Consider the following 15,874-nt stretch of genomic DNA (forward strand, 5'->3'; position numbering starts at 1 on the left):
CCCGGCGGGCCGCCTGCGGCATACAATGGCCGGCCATGAGCACCGCTCTGCCCCAGCGAGGAACGGGACGGCCATGAGCACCGCTGGGAGCCGTGAGCTGGACGCGCTCCGCGCGCGCGTCGCCGAGCTGGAGCGGGAGCTGGCCCACGCCCGCGCGCCAGGTCGGGTCGCCGCTGCGCGAGGCCTGGACGCGCCGGCCAGAGACCCGGGCAGCGCGAGGGGATCCGCCCTCGTCGAGGCGGCGCGGCGGCAGCTCGACGAGGGCGAGCAGGCGGCGCAGATGGGCAACTGGCTCTGGGAGCTCGGCCAGAGCAGCACCACCTGGTCGCGGCAGCTCTTCCGGATCCTGGGCCGCGATCCCGAGACGGACACGCCCTCGACGGAGACCTTTCTCGAGGCCGTCCACCCCGACGACCGGGAGCGGCTGCAAGCCCTCCTGCTGCTGGCGAACGAGACAGGAGAGGGGTCGGGCGCGATCGCGTTCCGCGTGCGCCACCGGGACGGAACGGTGCGGGAGTGCCTGCTGAGCAGCCTGCCCCTCGTCGAGGGGGCGGGGCCGCCGTCGCGCTTCTTCGGCGCGGTCGTCGATCTCACCGAGCGCCGCCGCGCCGAGCAGGAGCTCCGCCGCAGCGAGCGCATGCTGAAGGAGGCGCAGCGCATCGCCCACGTGGGCAGCTGGTCCTACGACATCGCGTCGCGGACGATCCGCTGGTCCGAGGAGCTCTACAACATCCTCGGCGTCGATCCCTCGGTGCGCCCGACGTTCGAGCTCTTCGCGGGCCTCATCCACCCCGAGGATCGCCACCGGGTCTTCGGCGGCGCGGAGACCGCGTCGCCGCTCGGCGTCGCGAGCCCCGTCGAGTGCCGCGTCGTGCGCCCGTCCAGCGGGGAGCTGCGCCACGTGCAGATGGCGGCGCAGCTGGTCACGGACGACGCCGGGACGATCACCGGGCTGGTCGGCACGAGCCTCGACATCACCGAGCGCCGGCGCCTCGAGGAGCAGCTCCTGCACAGCCAGAAGCTCGAGGCGATCGGGCGCCTCGCCGGCGGGGTCGCGCACGACTTCAACAACATGCTCACCGCGATCTTCGGGCACAGGGAGCTCGCGGTGCGCAAGGTGCCGGCGGCGTCGCCCGTCGCCGAGCACCTCACGCAGATCGGCACCGCCGCGGAGCGGGCCGCGGCGCTCACGCGGCAGCTGCTCGCCTTCGCGCGCAAGCAGCTGATCCAGCCGAGCGTCGTCGACCCGAACGCGCTGATCTTCGGGGTCGAGCCGCTCCTCCGCCCGCTCGTGGGCGAGGACGTGGAGCTCGTCGTGCTGCCGGGGAGCCAGATCTGGCCCATCCACATCGATCGGGGGCAGTTCGAGCAGCTGCTCATGAACCTGGCCGTGAACGCGCGCGACGCGATGCCCGGCGGGGGCCGCCTGGTGATCGAGACGGCGAACAGGGCGCTCGGCGCGGGCGACGGGGGGTGGGGGCCAGAGATCGAGCCCGGCGACTACGTGGAGCTCACGGTCACGGACACAGGGCAGGGCATCGACGACGCCGTCCAGAAGTACGTGTTCGAGCCGTTCTTCACGACCAAGGAGCCGGGCAAGGGCTCGGGCCTCGGGCTCGCGACGTGCCACGGCATCGTGAAGCAGCACGGCGGCCACATCTGGTTCGCCAGCGCCCCCGGCCAGGGCACGCGCTTCACGATCTGCTTCCCGCGCGTGCGCGGCGTGCCCTGCGAGCAGCCTGTGAGGGCGACCGCGGCCGCCGTCGGGGGCGTGGAGACCGTGCTCGTCGTGGAGGACGAGGCGCAGGTGCGCGAGCTCTGCGTCGCCGCGCTGCGCTCCTTCGGCTACTCGGTCCTCGCGGCGCGGAGCGGCAAGGAGGCGATCGCGCTCGCGGCCGCCTATCCAGGCCCCATCCACCTGCTCGTGAGCGATGTGGTCCTGCCGGACGCGCGCGGCCCCGCGCTCTCGGCGATGCTCGCCCGCGCGCGCGCCCCGCTGCCCGTGCTCTACGCCTCGGGCTACACGGAGGACGCCCTCCTCCAGACGGATCTGCTCGACGGGGTCGCCCACTTCCTCGCCAAGCCGTACACGCCGACGCAGCTCGCGAAGGCGGTGCGCGCCGTGCTCGACGCGTCCGCGCAGGCGCGACGGGCGAAGGGCTCCGGCGGCGCCCCGCCGCCGGCTCCGACCGCCGAGCGCCTGCAGTGAGCGCGCTCGTGCGCCGCGGGAGGCGGGCTCACGGCGCCTTCGCGCGCGATCGCCGGCGTGTGGGCGCGCGTGCGAGGCGGCCCGCAGCGCGCCACGCTGGCCCCCGCCGCCCGGGTGCATCTATCCTGGACGGGCGGCTTTGGCGATGAAGATCCGGGGGTCGGCGCTCATGCACACGAGGACCTACCTGCAGACGCGGTGGGGGAGCCAGGCCATGTCCGCCCTCGACGCCAAGCTGCCCGCCGCCGCGCGGGCGGTGTTCACGGCGCCCGATCTCGCGGCGCACAGCTGGTATCCCATCTCGGTCTGGAACGCGATCGCGGACGAGATCTCGCGGTGGCCCAACCGGTCCGGTGTCATTCGCGATCTCGCGGCCTACGTGGCCGAGCAGGACCTGACGCTCGCGCACAAGGTGCTGCTCAAGCTGGGCACGCCCGCGCTCGTCATGCGGCAGGCCGGCGTGATGTGGGGCATGTACTTCAACGGCGGCCGGCTCGCGCCCCTCGCCGAGGGAGAGCGGTTCTTCCGGCTGATACTTTACCTGGGGGTCGACCCGCAGTCCGACCCGGGGCGCCAGATCTGCAGAGACGCGGTGCCGGCGTGGCAGGAGAACGCGCTCCGGCTCTCGGGCGCGCGAGGGGGCCAGAGCCTCCACACGAAGTGCCGTTTCGAGGGACACCCCACGTGCGAGTACGAGGTGCGCTGGCTTCGGTAGTCACCACTTGGTGCAGAAGGCGAACAGGTTCACCTGCGCCTCTTCGGCGAGCACCTCGACGGGGGTGCTCCCGAACTTCGACCGGGCGAACAGGGTCCTGAGATCATCGGTGCTGCGGTGGATCAGCTCCCACTCGAGGACGTGATCCATGAACGCCTTGCTCGGGTTGTTCACACCGAAATTGCCCACGACCGCGACGCCCCCGGGCAGGAGCTTGTCGTGCATGCAATTGAGGAGGCTCACGACCAGATCGTCGCGGAGATAGTCCGTGAGCCCGATGCTGTAGATCATGTGCTGGGGCTTGAGCACCGTCCTGCCGCGGCCGTGGGCCAGCCGCACCACGTTGTCCTGCGCGAAGCTGAAGCGGTCCATGACGCCGAGCTGGTCGGCGATGCCGGCCGCGTAGGCGAGGGCCTGGTTGTCGATATCGATGCACGTCGCCTTGATGTCGGGCAGCTCGCCCCCCTCCGCGAAGAGGTCGAACAGCTCCCGGGCGGGGCCGCTCGCGAGGCTGGTGATGTGGACCGGGCCGGACGCGTGCGCGCTGCAGGCGTCCCGGAGCGCGCGGCTCAGCACGCCTCTCCGGTTCTTGACGGCGCGGCAGGCGTCGATGGCGAGCCCCCACTGGTCGATGAAGCGGCCGAGGCGGCCGTCGCCCGCGGGCTCGTCGTTGTACATCATCTCGATGGTGTAGAAGTCGCCCGCGTAGCCGCGCGGCTTCGTGTAACACCGGTCGACGGTGCGGCTCAGCATGAAGAGCGAGAACGTCTCGCGGAAGACATAGGCGCCGATGCCCTTCTCGAGGTGGCGCTCGCGCTCGATGTGCTCGCGCAGCGCGGACACGATCGTCTGGCACGCGGCGCTCACCTTCTCCTGGATCTCCGCCTCGGGCTGCTTGGCCTCCTTCACCATCCTGTCGGCGATCATCATCTCGAACTTGAACTGTTCGACCGTGTCGATGAGCTTCGGAGGGATGTTGTTGGTGCCGGCCTGGCCCGTCCTCGCCGCGTGAAAGCGGTTGACCTGCGGCACGTCCTCGACGAGGAGCGGCGGGAGCATCGCGGTGTTCTCGCGGAGGCGCTGGGCGAGCATGATCGCGAGCGACTGGTAGAAGCGCGCCGCGAGCCCGGGGACGGAGGCGAGGAGCGAGTGCACATACGGGCCCTCGATGACGTCGAGCGTGCACTCCTCGCGGGCGACGACGGAGGCGCTCGCGGCGGCGCTCTCGAGGAACGACATCTCGCCGAAGATGGCGCCGGGGCCGAGCTGGCGGAGGGCCACGCCGCGCCCGAGGTGGGCGACCTCGACCCCGACAAGGCCGCTGCGCACGATGAAGATGCCCTGCCTTCGCGAGCCCTCCTCGAGGATCTGTTCGCCCGGTCGGTAGGTGACGCAGCTCGACTTCTCCAGCAGCAGCCGCTCGTCGTCCTGGGTCAAGAACTCGAAACCTGTCGTCATGATGCCTCCCGAGCGCCGCGGGCGCCCCGGACTCGCGGAGGAACGGATCTCTCCCCTCCGCCGCGGCGACAGAGGCGTCCACGCGTGCGCCCCTTCTACCACGACGCATCGCGCCTCCGCTGAGGCATGGCGGTCCGCGCGTCGCGCGGTCCTTCACCGGGTCACCGCGGGGCGCAGGCCGCGAGGCCGCCGTCCTCGGCGAGCACCAGCACACAGGTGCGGAGCACATCCATGCCGGCAAATCCGTCCGACGGACAGGTCGCCCGCCGCTCGCCGGGCAGAAGATCGAACTCCACGGCGGCGTCGAACCCCGCCATCCGGAGGCGAGCGCCCGAAAGGACGGGAACGGTGTGCCTGCCTGAGGCGGCGTAGGCGCTCCTGCCGCCGGTCGCCCGGCGCGACAGCCGCTTCCCCGCGGGGGAGACGGCGAAGAGCGAGCTGTGCGACGCCCCCGAGTCGATCTTCAGCGTGACGTCGATCCCCTCGACGCTCGCCCTGGCGGTGAGCTCGCTGCCCTGGTTCGGGCCGCCGCAGCGGGCGAGCTCCACGATGGCGGCCTCGCCGAACCGCGCCCGGAGCGCGCGTGCGGCCTCGTCGCGCGGAGCTTCGGTCATCCGGCCCTCGCGCAGGTCGAGCACGACGGCGCGGCCCGGCCCCGCCAGCTCCTGAGGCGCCACGATGCCGCCGATGCCGATGCGCTGCAGGACGTCGGGCATGCGGACGACGAGCAGCGCGGAGACCTCGACCCGGCCCCACCCGGAGAGCGCGAGGCTCGCGTCCTCGAGGCGGGACACCGCGAGGGGCCTGCCCGCGTGGTCGACGGCGACGTCGCCTGCGGTCGAGAGGGGCAGCGCGAGCTCGTCGGCGAGCCAGCGGGCGAGGACGTGGTGGGAGGCGCCGGTGTCGACGATCAGCACGGCCGGCTGGCCCGCCACGACGGCGTCGATGAGCGGCGAGGGGAACGCGCGATCGTCGAGGTGGTACTGGAGGCTGGCCCGGCGCTCGGGGCCCGCCGCCGGCGCCGCCGGGCCCGCGCCCGCCGCCGGGGCGCCCACGGGCGAGGACGCGTCGCCGGCGCCGGCGCCGGTCGACGCCGCGCTGCGCGGGGTCGCCGGCGCGGCGCGGACCGCGGCGGGCTCGGCGCAGCCGGCCACCGCGAGCGCGCCGGCCGCGGCGGCGGCCGAGAGCGCGGCGAGGAGCTGCCTGCGAGCGCGCGGCACGAGCATCCGCTACTCGACGCAGCAGAGCGTCGACTGCCCCGTGGGATCCAGCGAGCCGCTGAGGCTCGTGCGCGCGGTGCAGGTGGAGTTTGTCGGCGTGCCGACGAGGTGAGCCGGGGGCGAGTAGGCGTACCCGCAGTACCGCCCGCCCTGCGAGATCTGGGCGTGATCGAAGCAGCTGTAGTCGTTGCCGAGCTCGACGCGCACGTAGTTGCAGTCGCCGCCGCTCGCGGTGCACGAGCACGACGAGCACGTCCGGGTGTCGTTGTACCCCCGGAACCAGTCGCTCTCGCGCCGCGCATAGCCGCTGCAGGTGGCGCTGCCGGACACGAGCGCGCATTGCGTCGCCGGCGAGGCCTGCCTCGGGACGCAGGCCTCGCCGGCGCGGCAGCCCGCGCCGGCGGTCGCGTGGCAGAGCTTCCTGGACTCCTTCCACGTCGCCGGCGCGGGGATCGCCGTGCCGGTCGCGGTGCAGCTCTGGATCACGTCGAAGAGGCCCGCGCGCACGCCGCCCCAGCCGACGAACCCGTTGTTGATCGGCTTCGAGTCGCACGTGAACCCGACCCGCTTCGCGAGCGTGCCGCGCGTCCCGGCCTCGTCGGCCTCGCACTGCGACTCGTCGGCGTAGAGGTAGAGATCCGCCGCGCAGTCGGTGGGGTTCGGCGTGCAGCCGCAGCCCTCGCAGCCGCTGCCGGAGAGGCCGCGGAAGAGGAGCGTCTCCTTCGCGGTGAACCCGTCAGGGCACGGCTCGGTCGCGTCCACGACGACGCCGAGCTCGAAGTTCGTGGGTGCCGTCAGGCAGACCGCGCCCTCCGCGCAGTCCGAGTCCGCGCAGTCGACGGCGTCGTCGCAGTCGTCGTCGCCGCCGTTGAAGCAATCCTCGACCTGCGTGCAGCCGGTCGTCGTGCTCGTGCCGGTCGTCGCGCTCGTGCCGGCGCTCGCGCTCATGCCGGCGCTCGCGCTCGTGCCGGCGCTCGCGCTGGAAGGTTCGGTCGTCCCGGCGCCATCACCGCCGCCCGACCCGCCCGCGCCCGCGAAGTTGCGCTCCTGGACGCTGCAGGCCGAGAGGCTGACGAGCGCTGCTATCGCAGGCCCGCGAAAGTTCGTCATGCCGCCAGGATAGCCGCCCTTGCCGGCGAGGTGCAGGGTCATGTCCTGGAGGCGCGGCGCTCACCGCGAGGGGGGCGTGATGGGCGAGGTGCCCTGTGACGCCGGGAGGAGAGGCCGTCACGGAGCCGCGGCGCGCTGGAGGCGGCGCTCCACCTCGGCGCGCGTCGGATACGATGTCTGACACCCCTCGCGCTCGACCGAGATGCCCGCCGCCGCGATCGCGAACCGGAGTGTGGCCTCGATCGCCATCCCGGAGGCGAGCCCGCCGGCGAGCACGCCCGTGAGGGCGTCCCCGGCGCCCGTCGTGTCGACGGCGCGGGCCGGCAGGGCGGGGAGCTCCTCGCCCGACGGCAGCAGCACCGCGCCGCGCGCGCCGCGCGTGAGCACCACGCGCTCCGGCAGGTGACCGCGCAGCGCCTCGTGCTCGATCTCGTTGACCACGGCGAGATCGAACCGGCCGACGAGCTCGGGATCGATGGCGTTGACGGGCGACGGATTGCAGATCGACAGCGCGCCGTCGGCCCGCGCTGCCGCGAGCACGCCGTCGATCGCCGCCGCCGGGATCTCGCCCTGGCAGAGCCAGACCGAGGCCCCGCACGGCGAGGGCGGCGTCACGAGCGCGTTGGCGCCGGGGATCGCGAGGATCTGGTTCTCTCCGGCCTCGTCGACGCAGATCAGGGCCACGCCCGTCGTGGCGCCGCGGTGGACCGCCACGGCGGAGAGCTCCACCCCGTCGGCGGCGAGCGCGGCCGCGCAGAGCTCGCCGTGGGCGTCGTCGCCGCGCGCGCCCGCGAGCCGCACGCGCGCCCCGGAGCGCGCCGCCGCGACCGCCTGGTTCGCGCCCTTGCCGCCCGGCGCGACGAGGAACCGGCGGCCCAGCACCGACTCGCCGGGGCGCGGCAGCCGCGGGCCGTAGCCGATGAGATCGGCGGTGATCGAGCCGCAGATCGCGAGCAATCCCATCACCGCCGCATACCACGAACGAGGCGGCGCGCGCGTCAGTCGGCGTTCACGGCCACGGCGTCGGTCTTGCCATGGGCGAGCGCGCCGGCGCGGCGGACGATGCCGATGAACTCCTGCTGATCGCCCTTGCTGGACGCGGCGGCCCTCGCGATCTTCTCGATGTCGGCGAGCCTCCAGGAGCGCGCGTGCGGGCTGTGGCGCAGGACCTCGGCGAACCCTGCCACCGCGGACGCGAAGCGGAAGTCGGCCGGCGCCGCGTCGAAGGTGGGGGCGACGGCGCCCGGGGCCATCTTGACCAGGGTCTCCTCGGCCGTGTTCGAGCCGAGCGGCGCCTTGTGGCGGAGGCGCACGACGACCGGCGCCGCGGCCTCGCCCTTCGGCGCGGTGGCCTTGAGCTCGACGTCGTAGATGGCCGTCACGCTGTGCCCTGCGCCGATCTCGCCGGCGTCCACCTTGTCGTTCCGGAAGTCCCGGTCGGCCACGTCGCGGTTCTCGTAGCCGATGAGCCGGTAGCTCTTGACGAAGCTCGGGTCGAACTCGACCTGGATCTTCACGTCGCGGGCGATGACCTGGAGCATCCCGCCGACCTGCTCCGAGAAGACCCGCCGCGCCTGCGCCTCGCTGTCGATATAGGCGTAGTTGCCGTCGCCTTGGTTGGCGAGCTGCTCCATCATGAGATCCTTGTAGTTGCCCTGGCCGAAGCCGACGGTGGACAGCGTGATCCCCTTGTCCCTCGCGCGCTTGATGGTCTTCAGGATCTCGTCGTGGGAGGTCGGGCCGACGTTCGCGTCTCCGTCGGAGAGCACGATGACGCGGTTGACGTGCCCCTTCACGAGCGTCCGCTCGGCCAGGCTGTACGCGAGATCGATGCCGCTCGACATGGCGGTGGAGCCGCCCGCGGTGAGGTCGGCGAGGGCCGCGAGGATCTTCCCCTTGCTCTCGATGCCGGTCGGCGCGAGCACCTCTCGCACGCTGCCCGCATAGGTGCAGAGCGCGACGGTGTCCCCTGGCTTGAGGGTGTCGGTGAGCATCTTCAGGCTCTTCTTCGCGAGCTCGATCTTGTCCGGCGACTGCATCGAACCGCTGGTGTCGACGAGGTACACGAGGTGCACCGGGGTCCGCTCCTTGACCGGCACGCGCTTGCCCTGGACCGCCACGCGCACGAGGTGGTGGCCCGACGTGAACGGCGAGGGCGCGGCCGCGAGGTGCACGGCGAACGGGCCTGTCGCGGGCGACGCGTAGCCGTAATCGAAGTAGTTGAGGAACTCCTCGGCGCGCACGGCCTGATACGGGGGCAGCGCGCCATCCATGATCTTGCGGCGCGCGATGGCGTAAGCGGCCGTGTCCACGTCGATCGCGAACGTCGAGAGCCGGTCCTTCGCGGGGTCCTCGACCGGGTTGACGCCGTAGTCCCGGTACGTCTCGCTGCCCTGGGGCTCGGGCGCGGTGACGGCGACGGCCGCGGGCGGGGCCGCGGGGCGCGCCACGGCGGTCGCCGCCGGGGCGGGCGCCTTCTTGGGCGCGGGCGCGGCGCCCGTCACGCGGACGCGCGCGTCCGCGCCGGGCGCGGCGCCCGCCTTGGTCGCCCGGGACTGCGCGGGCCCCGGCGAGACCGGCGAGGGCGCCACAGGGGCGGCCGCCACGGGCAGGGCCGGCGGCGGCGCGGCCTCCGCGGCGGGCGCGGCGTCAGGGGCGCTCGCCGCGGCCTCCTCGCGCTTGGCGTCGGACGCGCTGCCCTCGTCTTGCGCCGCGTCGAACTCCGGCTGCGTGGCTCGCCCGGCGGGGGCCTCGGTCGGCGCGGCCGATGCGGTCGCCGCCGTGGGGGCAGGCGTGGAGCCACCGCAGCCGATGAGCAGCGCGGTGACGAGGGCGGGGGCGACGAGATCGAGGGGCCGGGTGCGCATTGAGGTGTCCTCCTTGAAGGGGATCGCGAGGGCGGATCCCTGCTGTACGTTCTCGTGGGTCGGCCATCGCCGATCGCCACACACAGGTCCTTGCGGGGGCCGCACGCGCGGCTGCCCCATCGTGCGTTTTCCACGGGTGAGACGGGCCCTTCGCCGCTTTCGCTGCGTGAACGCCGCGTGTCGCCGGTCGTCCGGCGAGCCGACGAAGGGCTCTCGCGGCCGGGGCCCGCTGTCGCGGGGCTCGGCGCGTCCGAGTGCCAGGGAAACGCGGTCGTCTCGGCCGGCTTACACCCGAAATCGACGGGAGCTCGGGTCGGGTCCTCCGCCCGCCTCCCTCTCGATCTATCCTCAGGGGTCCGTGATGAGCGAAACGAGCCGCGAGCGCTTCCAGTCCACCCTGTGCCGCGCCAGGAAGATCGCCGTCCTGACCGGCGCAGGCGTCTCGGCGGAGTCGGGTATTCCCACGTTCCGCGGCGCTGGGGGGCTGTGGCGGCGTTACGAGGCGACGAGCCTCGCCTCGCCCGAGGCGTGGCGGCGCGATCCGGGCCTCGTCTGGGAGTTCTACAATCACCGCCGGGAGCGCGCCCTCGGCTGCGCACCGAACCCGGGTCATCACGCGCTGGCGCAGCTGGAGGCGCGGTGGCGGGAGGCCGGCAGGGTCTTCACCCTGATCACCCAGAACATCGACGGCCTGCACGAGCAGGCGGGCTCCAGGAGCCCGGTGCGCCTCCACGGCTCGCTGTGGCAGGTGCGCTGTCTCTCGTGCGGGAGCGTGACCGAGAACCGCCACGTGCCCATCACCCCCGCCTTCGCTGGCAGCGGCTCGCCCGATCCGGAGGCCCCCGCCCGCCGCTTCACGGCGGCGGAGCTGCCGCGCTGCGGCTGCGGCGGCGTCCTTCGCCCGCACGTCGTCTGGTTCGGCGAGGCCCTCCAGGAGAGCGATCTCGCCGCGGCGGCGGCCGGCGTCGAGGGCTGCGATCTCCTGCTCGTCGTCGGTACGTCGGCCGTTGTGTATCCCGCCGCCGGTTTCGTCCCCATGGCCAAGCGCCACGGCGCCCTCATCGCCGAGGTCAACGTCGAGCCGAGCGCGATCTCCGGCCTCTGCGACGTCGTGTTCACCGGCGGCTCCGGCGCGATCCTGCCCTCCCTGCTCGACGTCACGCCGGCGTGAGCGCCGCGGCCTGACGGGCGCGGCGAGCCGGCGGCGTCAGCACGGTGAGGCGAGCCGGCGGCGTCAGCGCGACGCGCTGTCGCGCCGCAGCGGGCGCGCGGTGCACGCATCGCGCGGCGCGGCGCGTGCTTCTGCCGGGGTCATGGAGCAGGTCAACCGTGGGATCTCAGGGCTAACGTGGGCGGCGATCACGCTCGTCGTGATCGGCGCCGTCAACTGGGGGTTCGTTGGGCTGTTCGAGTTCGACGTGGTCGCCGCGCTGTTCGGCAGGCTCAGCGCGCTCAGCCGCATCATCTACGTGCTCGTCGGGATCGCCGGGCTCTATCTGCTCTACGCCGCGGTCCAGCTCGGAAAGCGCGCTCGGGTCACCACGATGCCCTGAGGGCGATGCGCCCGTGCACCCCAGGCGCTCATGCGCCCGGGCTGGCCTGGCCGCCGAAGCCGCGCGGACGGGCGGCGATCGCGCGCGCCTCGATGAACCGCGACACCGCGTCGACGAACGCCTCGGGGTTCTCCACCTGCGGCATGTGCCCTGTCGCCGGGATGAAGGTGAGCTGCGACCCCGGCAGCGAAGCGTGAAGCTTCTTCGCGTCGTCCGCGCTGTTGCCGAGGAGCTGGTCCGCCTCGCCCCAGACGAGGAGGGGATTCAGGCTGAGCGGGGCCCGGAGACCTCCATGGATGGCGGCGTCGAGCACCGCCTCCAGCTGAGGTGGATTGGCGCTCTCCAGGACCTCCCGCAGGGCAGCCGGGGCGCGGCCGGGATCGGCGTAGGCGCGGCTCAGGACCCCGGGGCTATAGGTCTGCTTCCGCATCAACGCGCGCAGCACCCGGCGGGGCAGCGGCCGCGCTCCGAGCCAGCCGACGAGGCGCGGCAGCGGGGGGATGGGAACGCCGTTGACGAACACGAGCCCTCGGCAGCGCGCCGCGAACAGGGTAGCGAAGCTCGATACGACCGAGACGCCGAAGGAGTTGCCGACGCACCACGCGCTGGAGACACCCAGCTCGTCCAGGAGCCGCTCCAGCCAGCGCGCATAGGCGTCCAGCGAGCCGAGCCCCGGCGCGTCCGTGCGCCCGATGCCGGGCAGATCGGGCGCGATCACCTGGAAGCGCTCCGCCAATCGCTCCCAGACAGGCGCCCAGTGCAGCGACGCCCCGCCCCAGGCGCCGTGCACCAGCAGCAGCGGCTCGCCCTGCCCGCCCACGTGGACGCTGGCAGGGCGGCCGTCGATCGCGATCTCCTTCACCGAAACCGTGCTCATGCCCCTCTCCTGTGCGGAATCATCGCGGGGCCCATCCTGCCCCCGGCCGCCGGGGGCCCGCAACAGGAACGCACGCCGGCGCGCGCCCACGTCCCTCCCTCTTGCGTATGCGGGCGCTGGCCGGGCGCGCGGCGGCGCGCGGCGCCTCTCGGCCCTTCGCGCTTGCCTCACGGGCAGCCGATCGCGGTATCGTCCCCGCCGTGTCCTCCGCTCAGAAGCTCCGCGATCTGCTCGCCTCGCCCGGCCTCCTCGTCATGCCTTGCTGCTTCGACGCGCTGTCGGCGCGGCTGATCGAGCAGGCCGGCTTCTCGCTCTCGTTCATGAGCGGCTTCGCGGTCTCCGCCGCGCGCCTCGGCGCGCCCGACACGGGGCTCATCTCGTATGGTGAGATGGTCGATCAGGCGCGGGCGATCTGCGGCGCCGTCTCGATTCCGGTGCTCGGCGACGGCGACACCGGCTACGGCAATGCGATGAACGTGAAGCGCACGGTGCGCGGTTATGCGCAGGCCGGGCTGGCCTGCGTCATGATCGAGGACCAGGTCGCCCCCAAGCGCTGCGGCCACACGCGCGGCAAGCAGGTCGTGCCCCGCGACGAGGCGTTCACCCGCGTCCAGGCCGCCGTGGACGCGCGCGACGAGGGCGCCGGCGTGCTCGTCATGGCCCGCACCGACGCCCGCCAGACGCACGGCTTCGACGAGGCGCTGGCCCGCGCGCGGGCGTTCGCCGAACTCGGGGCAGACATCGTGTTCCTCGAGGCGCCCGAGAGCGTGGAGGAGATGCGAACGTTCTGCCGCGAGGTGCGTGTGCCGACCATGGCCAACATGGTGGATCACGGCAGGACACCGGTGCTCCCGCCGGCCGAGCTAGAGGCGATCGGCTACAAGATCGCGGCCTATCCGCTCACCCTGCTCTCGGTCGCCGCCGCCGCCATGCGCGAGGCGCTCGCGGCCCTGCGCGCCGGCCGGCACCCCGACCCGCGGATGAGCTTCGCGGCGCTCCAGGAGATCGTCGGGTTCCCCGAGTACTACGCTGAAGAAGAGCGCTATGCGCAGCCGCCAAGGAAGGGGTGAGTCGAGCACCATGACCACGATGTCCTCTGCCGCCCCCGCGTCGCTCCTCGACGCGGCGCGCAGCCTCGTTCCGCTCGTCCAAAAGCACGCCCAGCGGGGAGAGCGCGAGCGCCGTTTGCCCGATCCGGTCGCGAGGGCGCTCCGGGAGTCGGGCATCTTCCGCATGTGTCGTCCGCGCGCGCTGGGCGGGCTCGAGGCCGACCCCCTCACGGCGCTGCAGGTCATCGAGGAGCTCTCGCGCGCCGACGGCGCGGCAGGGTGGTGCGCCATGATCTGCGGCACGACCGGCGCGTTCGAAGCGTACATCCCGGCGGAGGGGGGCAAAGAGATGCATACGAGCCCGGATGTCGTGACCGCCGGCGTCTTCGCGCCGAGCGGGCGCGCCGTCGAGATCGAGGGAGGATATCGGGTCGCCGGGAGGTGGGCGATGGCGAGCGCCTGTCATCATTGCGACTGGCTGGGCGGCACCGCGGTGGTCTTCGACGGGATGGCCCCGCGCCTGCTGCCCGGGGGCGTCCCCGAGGCCGTCGTGCCGATGTTCCGCGCCTCGGAGTGCGAGATCCTGGATACGTGGAGCGTCTCCGGCCTCGCCGGCACCGGGAGCCACGATTTCGCGGTCGTGGACGCCTTCGTGCCGAGCAGCCGGTGCATCCGACTCCCGATGACGGCTCCGACGCATCCAGGGCCTCTCTTCGTGTTCCCGCTCTTCGGCTTCCTCGCGAGCGCGGTCGCGACGACCGCGCTCGGGATGGCGCGCGCGGCCATCGATGAGCTGGTCCGACTCGCGGCGACCAAGCGGCCGAGCGGCATGACGACGTCGCTCGCGACGCGGCCCTCGACGGCGCTCGCCGTGGCCGAGGCCGAGGCCACGCTGGGCGCGGCCAGGGCCTACCTCTTCGAGGCCGTCGGCGCCGTCTGGGACGCCGCGGTCTCTGGCAGGCCGATCTCGCTGCGGGAGCGGGCGCGCGTCCGGCTCGCCGCGACGAACGCCGCCCTCGGCGCGGCGCGCGCCGTCGATCTGGCGTACGCGGCGGGCGGCGCCACGGCGCTCTACGCGGAGAGCCCTCTTCAACGCAGCTTCCGCGACGTTCACGCCGTCACGCAGCACGCCCTCGTCGCCCCGCACACCCGCGAGGTCCAGGGCCGTGTGCTCCTCGGGCTGGACACCGAGCTGCCGATGTTCTGAGGGGCCGTCCGCGAGCGGGCTCTCATCCCAGGGGCAGATCCACCCACCGCTCGAATCCAGGCCGGCGCTTGATGCGGCCGTACCACGCGTCGACGTGCTGCAGCGCGGGCCGCTCGGCCGGCAGGTTGTACCACCGCTGCGCCGCGACCCCGAGGGGGATATCGGCGAACGTGAAGTACTCTCCCGCGACCCACGGGTGCCGTGACAGCTGCCTGTCGAGGATCCCGAGCGCGGCGAGCGCCGACTTGCGGGCGGCGTCGATCGCGGCCTGATCGCGGCGCTCTTCGGGCGTGCGCACGAGCTGCACGAGGAGCGTCCGGATCGGCGGCCACAGGGTCCCGAACTGCCAGTCGGTCCAGGCGTCGGCGCGCGCCCTGTCGGCGAGATCGCTCGGCTGGAGCGGCGGCGACCCGTAGCGCGAGAACAGATAACGCACGATCGCGTGCGACTCCCAGAGCACCAGCGGGCCGTCCTCGAGCGTCGGGACCAGCCCGTTCGGGTTGAGGGTGAGATAGTCGGCGTCCTTGACGCGACCGAACGGTCCGCCGGCGTCGATGCGCTCGAAATCGAGCTTGAGCTCGTCGAGCGCCCAGAGGACCTTTTGCACGTTCGAAGAATTCTTGTGACCCCAGAGTCTCAACATGATGTCCCTTGTCTTTCGGCGCCGCTCAGGGCGCCGTCGTCGCCGCCGGCTTCACGAATTTCGCGAAGCGCTCCACGTAGAACTCGACCGGATTCTGGATGGCGCGGACCGCGGGGCGCGCCTGCACGGCCTCGATCCACGCCCGGAGCCGCGTGAGCTCCGCTGGGATGGAGAAGTCGCGGAGGCGGCCGACCGCCGGCAGCCGCTCGAACCATGGATAGAACGAGACATCGACGAGGCTGAGCTCGGCGCCGAGCCAGTAGGGGCCCTGGCCCGACGACCTCGCCAGCGCCTCCCGCTCGATGAACGCGAGCACCTCGCCGAGCGCCTTGCGCCCCTCCGCCTCCTGGTCTCGCGTCTCGGCCCTGAGCAGCTGGGTGAACGCCGGCACGAGGCGCGTGTTCGCGTGATCGATCCAGATCCTCGCCAGGGCGCGCCTGCCCGGCTCCCTGGGCAGGAGCCGTGGCTCGGGGAAGACCTCCTCGAGGTACTCGTTGATGATCGCCGACTCCCAGATGCGGTGGCCCTCGTGCTCGATCGCCGGGACCTTTCCATAGAGCGAGGCGTCGACGAACGCCCGCGGCTTGTTCTGCAGATCGACCTCGGTCAGCTCGAAGTCGATCGCCTTCTCCTGCAAAACGAGCCGGGTGCGGTGGGCGAAGGGGCACGCCTTCGCGCTGTAGAGTCGCAGCTTCGTCATCCTGTTCTCCTTGATGGCGTGCGCCACGCGAAGAGCTCTCCTGCTCTCAGGCAGAAGGGGCGCTCCGCTCACGGGCCGTCGTCGTGGCAGGGAGCAGGGAGCGTGCCAGGGCTTTATTGCAGGAACTGCAGGAACGGATCACAATCGTCCGCGCTGGCCGCGCGCTTGCTGCGACGGGAGCAGGGATTGCTGGTGATGTGCTGCTGAGGCAGCAGTGAATCCGGCGTGGGGCGTGGGAAGGCCTCTGCTGATGGATGGTCGGCCCC

Annotated in this window: 14 protein-coding genes; 6 read left to right on the forward strand and 8 right to left on the reverse strand. The window is 72.7% G+C overall.

All coding sequences use genetic code 11. From position 1 onward, the window contains the following. Positions 1-73 precede the first annotated feature (73 nt). Both WME97_RS03000 and WME97_RS03005 read left to right on the forward strand, forming a co-directional pair. Positions 74-2,209, forward strand: a complete 2,136-nt coding sequence (locus WME97_RS03000; protein ID WP_437549370.1) for an ATP-binding protein — start codon at positions 74-76, stop codon at positions 2,207-2,209. A 145-nt stretch (positions 2,210-2,354) separates the two neighbouring features. Next, on the forward strand, positions 2,355-2,924 hold the full coding sequence (locus WME97_RS03005) for a hypothetical protein (protein WP_193790775.1): 570 nt from the start codon (positions 2,355-2,357) through the stop codon (positions 2,922-2,924). Here WME97_RS03005 and WME97_RS03010 read toward each other — a convergent pair whose 3' ends face one another. From WME97_RS03010 to WME97_RS03030, 5 genes are all read right to left on the reverse strand, one after another. Next, positions 2,925-4,382, reverse strand: coding sequence for a cyclic nucleotide-binding domain-containing protein (locus tag WME97_RS03010; RefSeq protein ID WP_437549372.1), 1,458 nt, complete (start codon positions 4,380-4,382; stop codon positions 2,925-2,927). A gap of 161 nt (positions 4,383-4,543) precedes the next feature. Then, positions 4,544-5,608: a retropepsin-like aspartic protease gene (locus tag WME97_RS03015; RefSeq protein WP_437549374.1), complete on the reverse strand. Its 1,065-nt coding sequence runs from the start codon at positions 5,606-5,608 to the stop codon at positions 4,544-4,546. Between the two features lie 3 nt (positions 5,609-5,611). Further along, a complete protein-coding gene (locus WME97_RS03020; protein WP_437549376.1) occupies positions 5,612-6,754 on the reverse strand; it encodes a hypothetical protein in 1,143 nt (380 codons plus the stop codon). Between the two features lie 75 nt (positions 6,755-6,829). Next, positions 6,830-7,675 carry a ribokinase gene (locus WME97_RS03025; protein ID WP_437549378.1) on the reverse strand — a complete coding sequence of 282 codons (846 nt, stop codon included), beginning with the start codon at positions 7,673-7,675 and terminating at the stop codon, positions 6,830-6,832. 35 nt (positions 7,676-7,710) lie between these two features. Continuing rightward, positions 7,711-9,579: a vWA domain-containing protein gene (locus WME97_RS03030; protein WP_437549380.1), complete on the reverse strand. Its 1,869-nt coding sequence runs from the start codon at positions 9,577-9,579 to the stop codon at positions 7,711-7,713. Between the two features lie 361 nt (positions 9,580-9,940). Between WME97_RS03030 and WME97_RS03035 the strand changes: the two genes are divergently transcribed. Both WME97_RS03035 and WME97_RS03040 read left to right on the forward strand, forming a co-directional pair. Beyond that, a complete protein-coding gene (locus tag WME97_RS03035) occupies positions 9,941-10,750 on the forward strand; it encodes an SIR2 family NAD-dependent protein deacylase (protein WP_437555296.1) in 810 nt (269 codons plus the stop codon). A gap of 142 nt (positions 10,751-10,892) precedes the next feature. Further along, on the forward strand, positions 10,893-11,132 hold the full coding sequence (locus tag WME97_RS03040) for a DUF378 domain-containing protein (RefSeq protein ID WP_437549382.1): 240 nt from the start codon (positions 10,893-10,895) through the stop codon (positions 11,130-11,132). A gap of 28 nt (positions 11,133-11,160) precedes the next feature. On the opposite strand, the gene WME97_RS03045 is transcribed toward WME97_RS03040, so the two are convergent. Further along, positions 11,161-12,009: an alpha/beta fold hydrolase gene (locus WME97_RS03045; protein ID WP_437549384.1), complete on the reverse strand. Its 849-nt coding sequence runs from the start codon at positions 12,007-12,009 to the stop codon at positions 11,161-11,163. Positions 12,010-12,209: 200 nt separating this feature from the next. Here WME97_RS03045 and WME97_RS03050 point away from each other — a divergent pair, with 200 nt between their 5' ends. Both WME97_RS03050 and WME97_RS03055 read left to right on the forward strand, forming a co-directional pair. Beyond that, on the forward strand, positions 12,210-13,079 hold the full coding sequence (locus tag WME97_RS03050; RefSeq protein ID WP_437549386.1) for an isocitrate lyase/PEP mutase family protein: 870 nt from the start codon (positions 12,210-12,212) through the stop codon (positions 13,077-13,079). Between the two features lie 10 nt (positions 13,080-13,089). Then, positions 13,090-14,265, forward strand: coding sequence for an acyl-CoA dehydrogenase family protein (locus WME97_RS03055; protein ID WP_437549388.1), 1,176 nt, complete (start codon positions 13,090-13,092; stop codon positions 14,263-14,265). A gap of 22 nt (positions 14,266-14,287) precedes the next feature. Here WME97_RS03055 and WME97_RS03060 read toward each other — a convergent pair whose 3' ends face one another. After that, positions 14,288-14,908, reverse strand: coding sequence for a glutathione S-transferase family protein (locus WME97_RS03060; protein ID WP_437549390.1), 621 nt, complete (start codon positions 14,906-14,908; stop codon positions 14,288-14,290). Positions 14,909-14,933: 25 nt separating this feature from the next. After that, positions 14,934-15,608 carry a glutathione S-transferase family protein gene (locus tag WME97_RS03065; RefSeq protein ID WP_437549392.1) on the reverse strand — a complete coding sequence of 225 codons (675 nt, stop codon included), beginning with the start codon at positions 15,606-15,608 and terminating at the stop codon, positions 14,934-14,936. Between the last annotated feature and the right edge of the window lie 266 nt (positions 15,609-15,874).

This window comes from Sorangium sp. So ce367, from assembly GCF_051520455.1.
GTDB lineage: Bacteria > Myxococcota_A > Polyangia > Polyangiales > Polyangiaceae > Sorangium > Sorangium cellulosum_B.

Bases quoted from the DNA above. Each gene is read 5' to 3' on its own strand.
- WME97_RS03000 (WP_437549370.1), top strand. From the start codon at position 74: ATGAGCACCGCTGGGAGCCGTGAGCTGGACGCGCTCCGCGCGCGCGTC.
- WME97_RS03005 (WP_193790775.1), top strand. From the start codon at position 2,355: ATGAAGATCCGGGGGTCGGCGCTCATGCACACGAGGACCTACCTGCAG.
- WME97_RS03010 (WP_437549372.1), bottom strand. From the start codon at position 4,382: ATGACGACAGGTTTCGAGTTCTTGACCCAGGACGACGAGCGGCTGCTG.
- WME97_RS03015 (WP_437549374.1), bottom strand. From the start codon at position 5,608: ATGCTCGTGCCGCGCGCTCGCAGGCAGCTCCTCGCCGCGCTCTCGGCC.
- WME97_RS03020 (WP_437549376.1), bottom strand. From the start codon at position 6,754: ATGACCCTGCACCTCGCCGGCAAGGGCGGCTATCCTGGCGGCATGACG.
- WME97_RS03025 (WP_437549378.1), bottom strand. From the start codon at position 7,675: ATGGGATTGCTCGCGATCTGCGGCTCGATCACCGCCGATCTCATCGGC.
- WME97_RS03030 (WP_437549380.1), bottom strand. From the start codon at position 9,579: ATGCGCACCCGGCCCCTCGATCTCGTCGCCCCCGCCCTCGTCACCGCG.
- WME97_RS03035 (WP_437555296.1), top strand. From the start codon at position 9,941: ATGAGCGAAACGAGCCGCGAGCGCTTCCAGTCCACCCTGTGCCGCGCC.
- WME97_RS03040 (WP_437549382.1), top strand. From the start codon at position 10,893: ATGGAGCAGGTCAACCGTGGGATCTCAGGGCTAACGTGGGCGGCGATC.
- WME97_RS03045 (WP_437549384.1), bottom strand. From the start codon at position 12,009: ATGAGCACGGTTTCGGTGAAGGAGATCGCGATCGACGGCCGCCCTGCC.
- WME97_RS03055 (WP_437549388.1), top strand. From the start codon at position 13,090: ATGACCACGATGTCCTCTGCCGCCCCCGCGTCGCTCCTCGACGCGGCG.
- WME97_RS03060 (WP_437549390.1), bottom strand. From the start codon at position 14,908: ATGTTGAGACTCTGGGGTCACAAGAATTCTTCGAACGTGCAAAAGGTC.
- WME97_RS03065 (WP_437549392.1), bottom strand. From the start codon at position 15,608: ATGACGAAGCTGCGACTCTACAGCGCGAAGGCGTGCCCCTTCGCCCAC.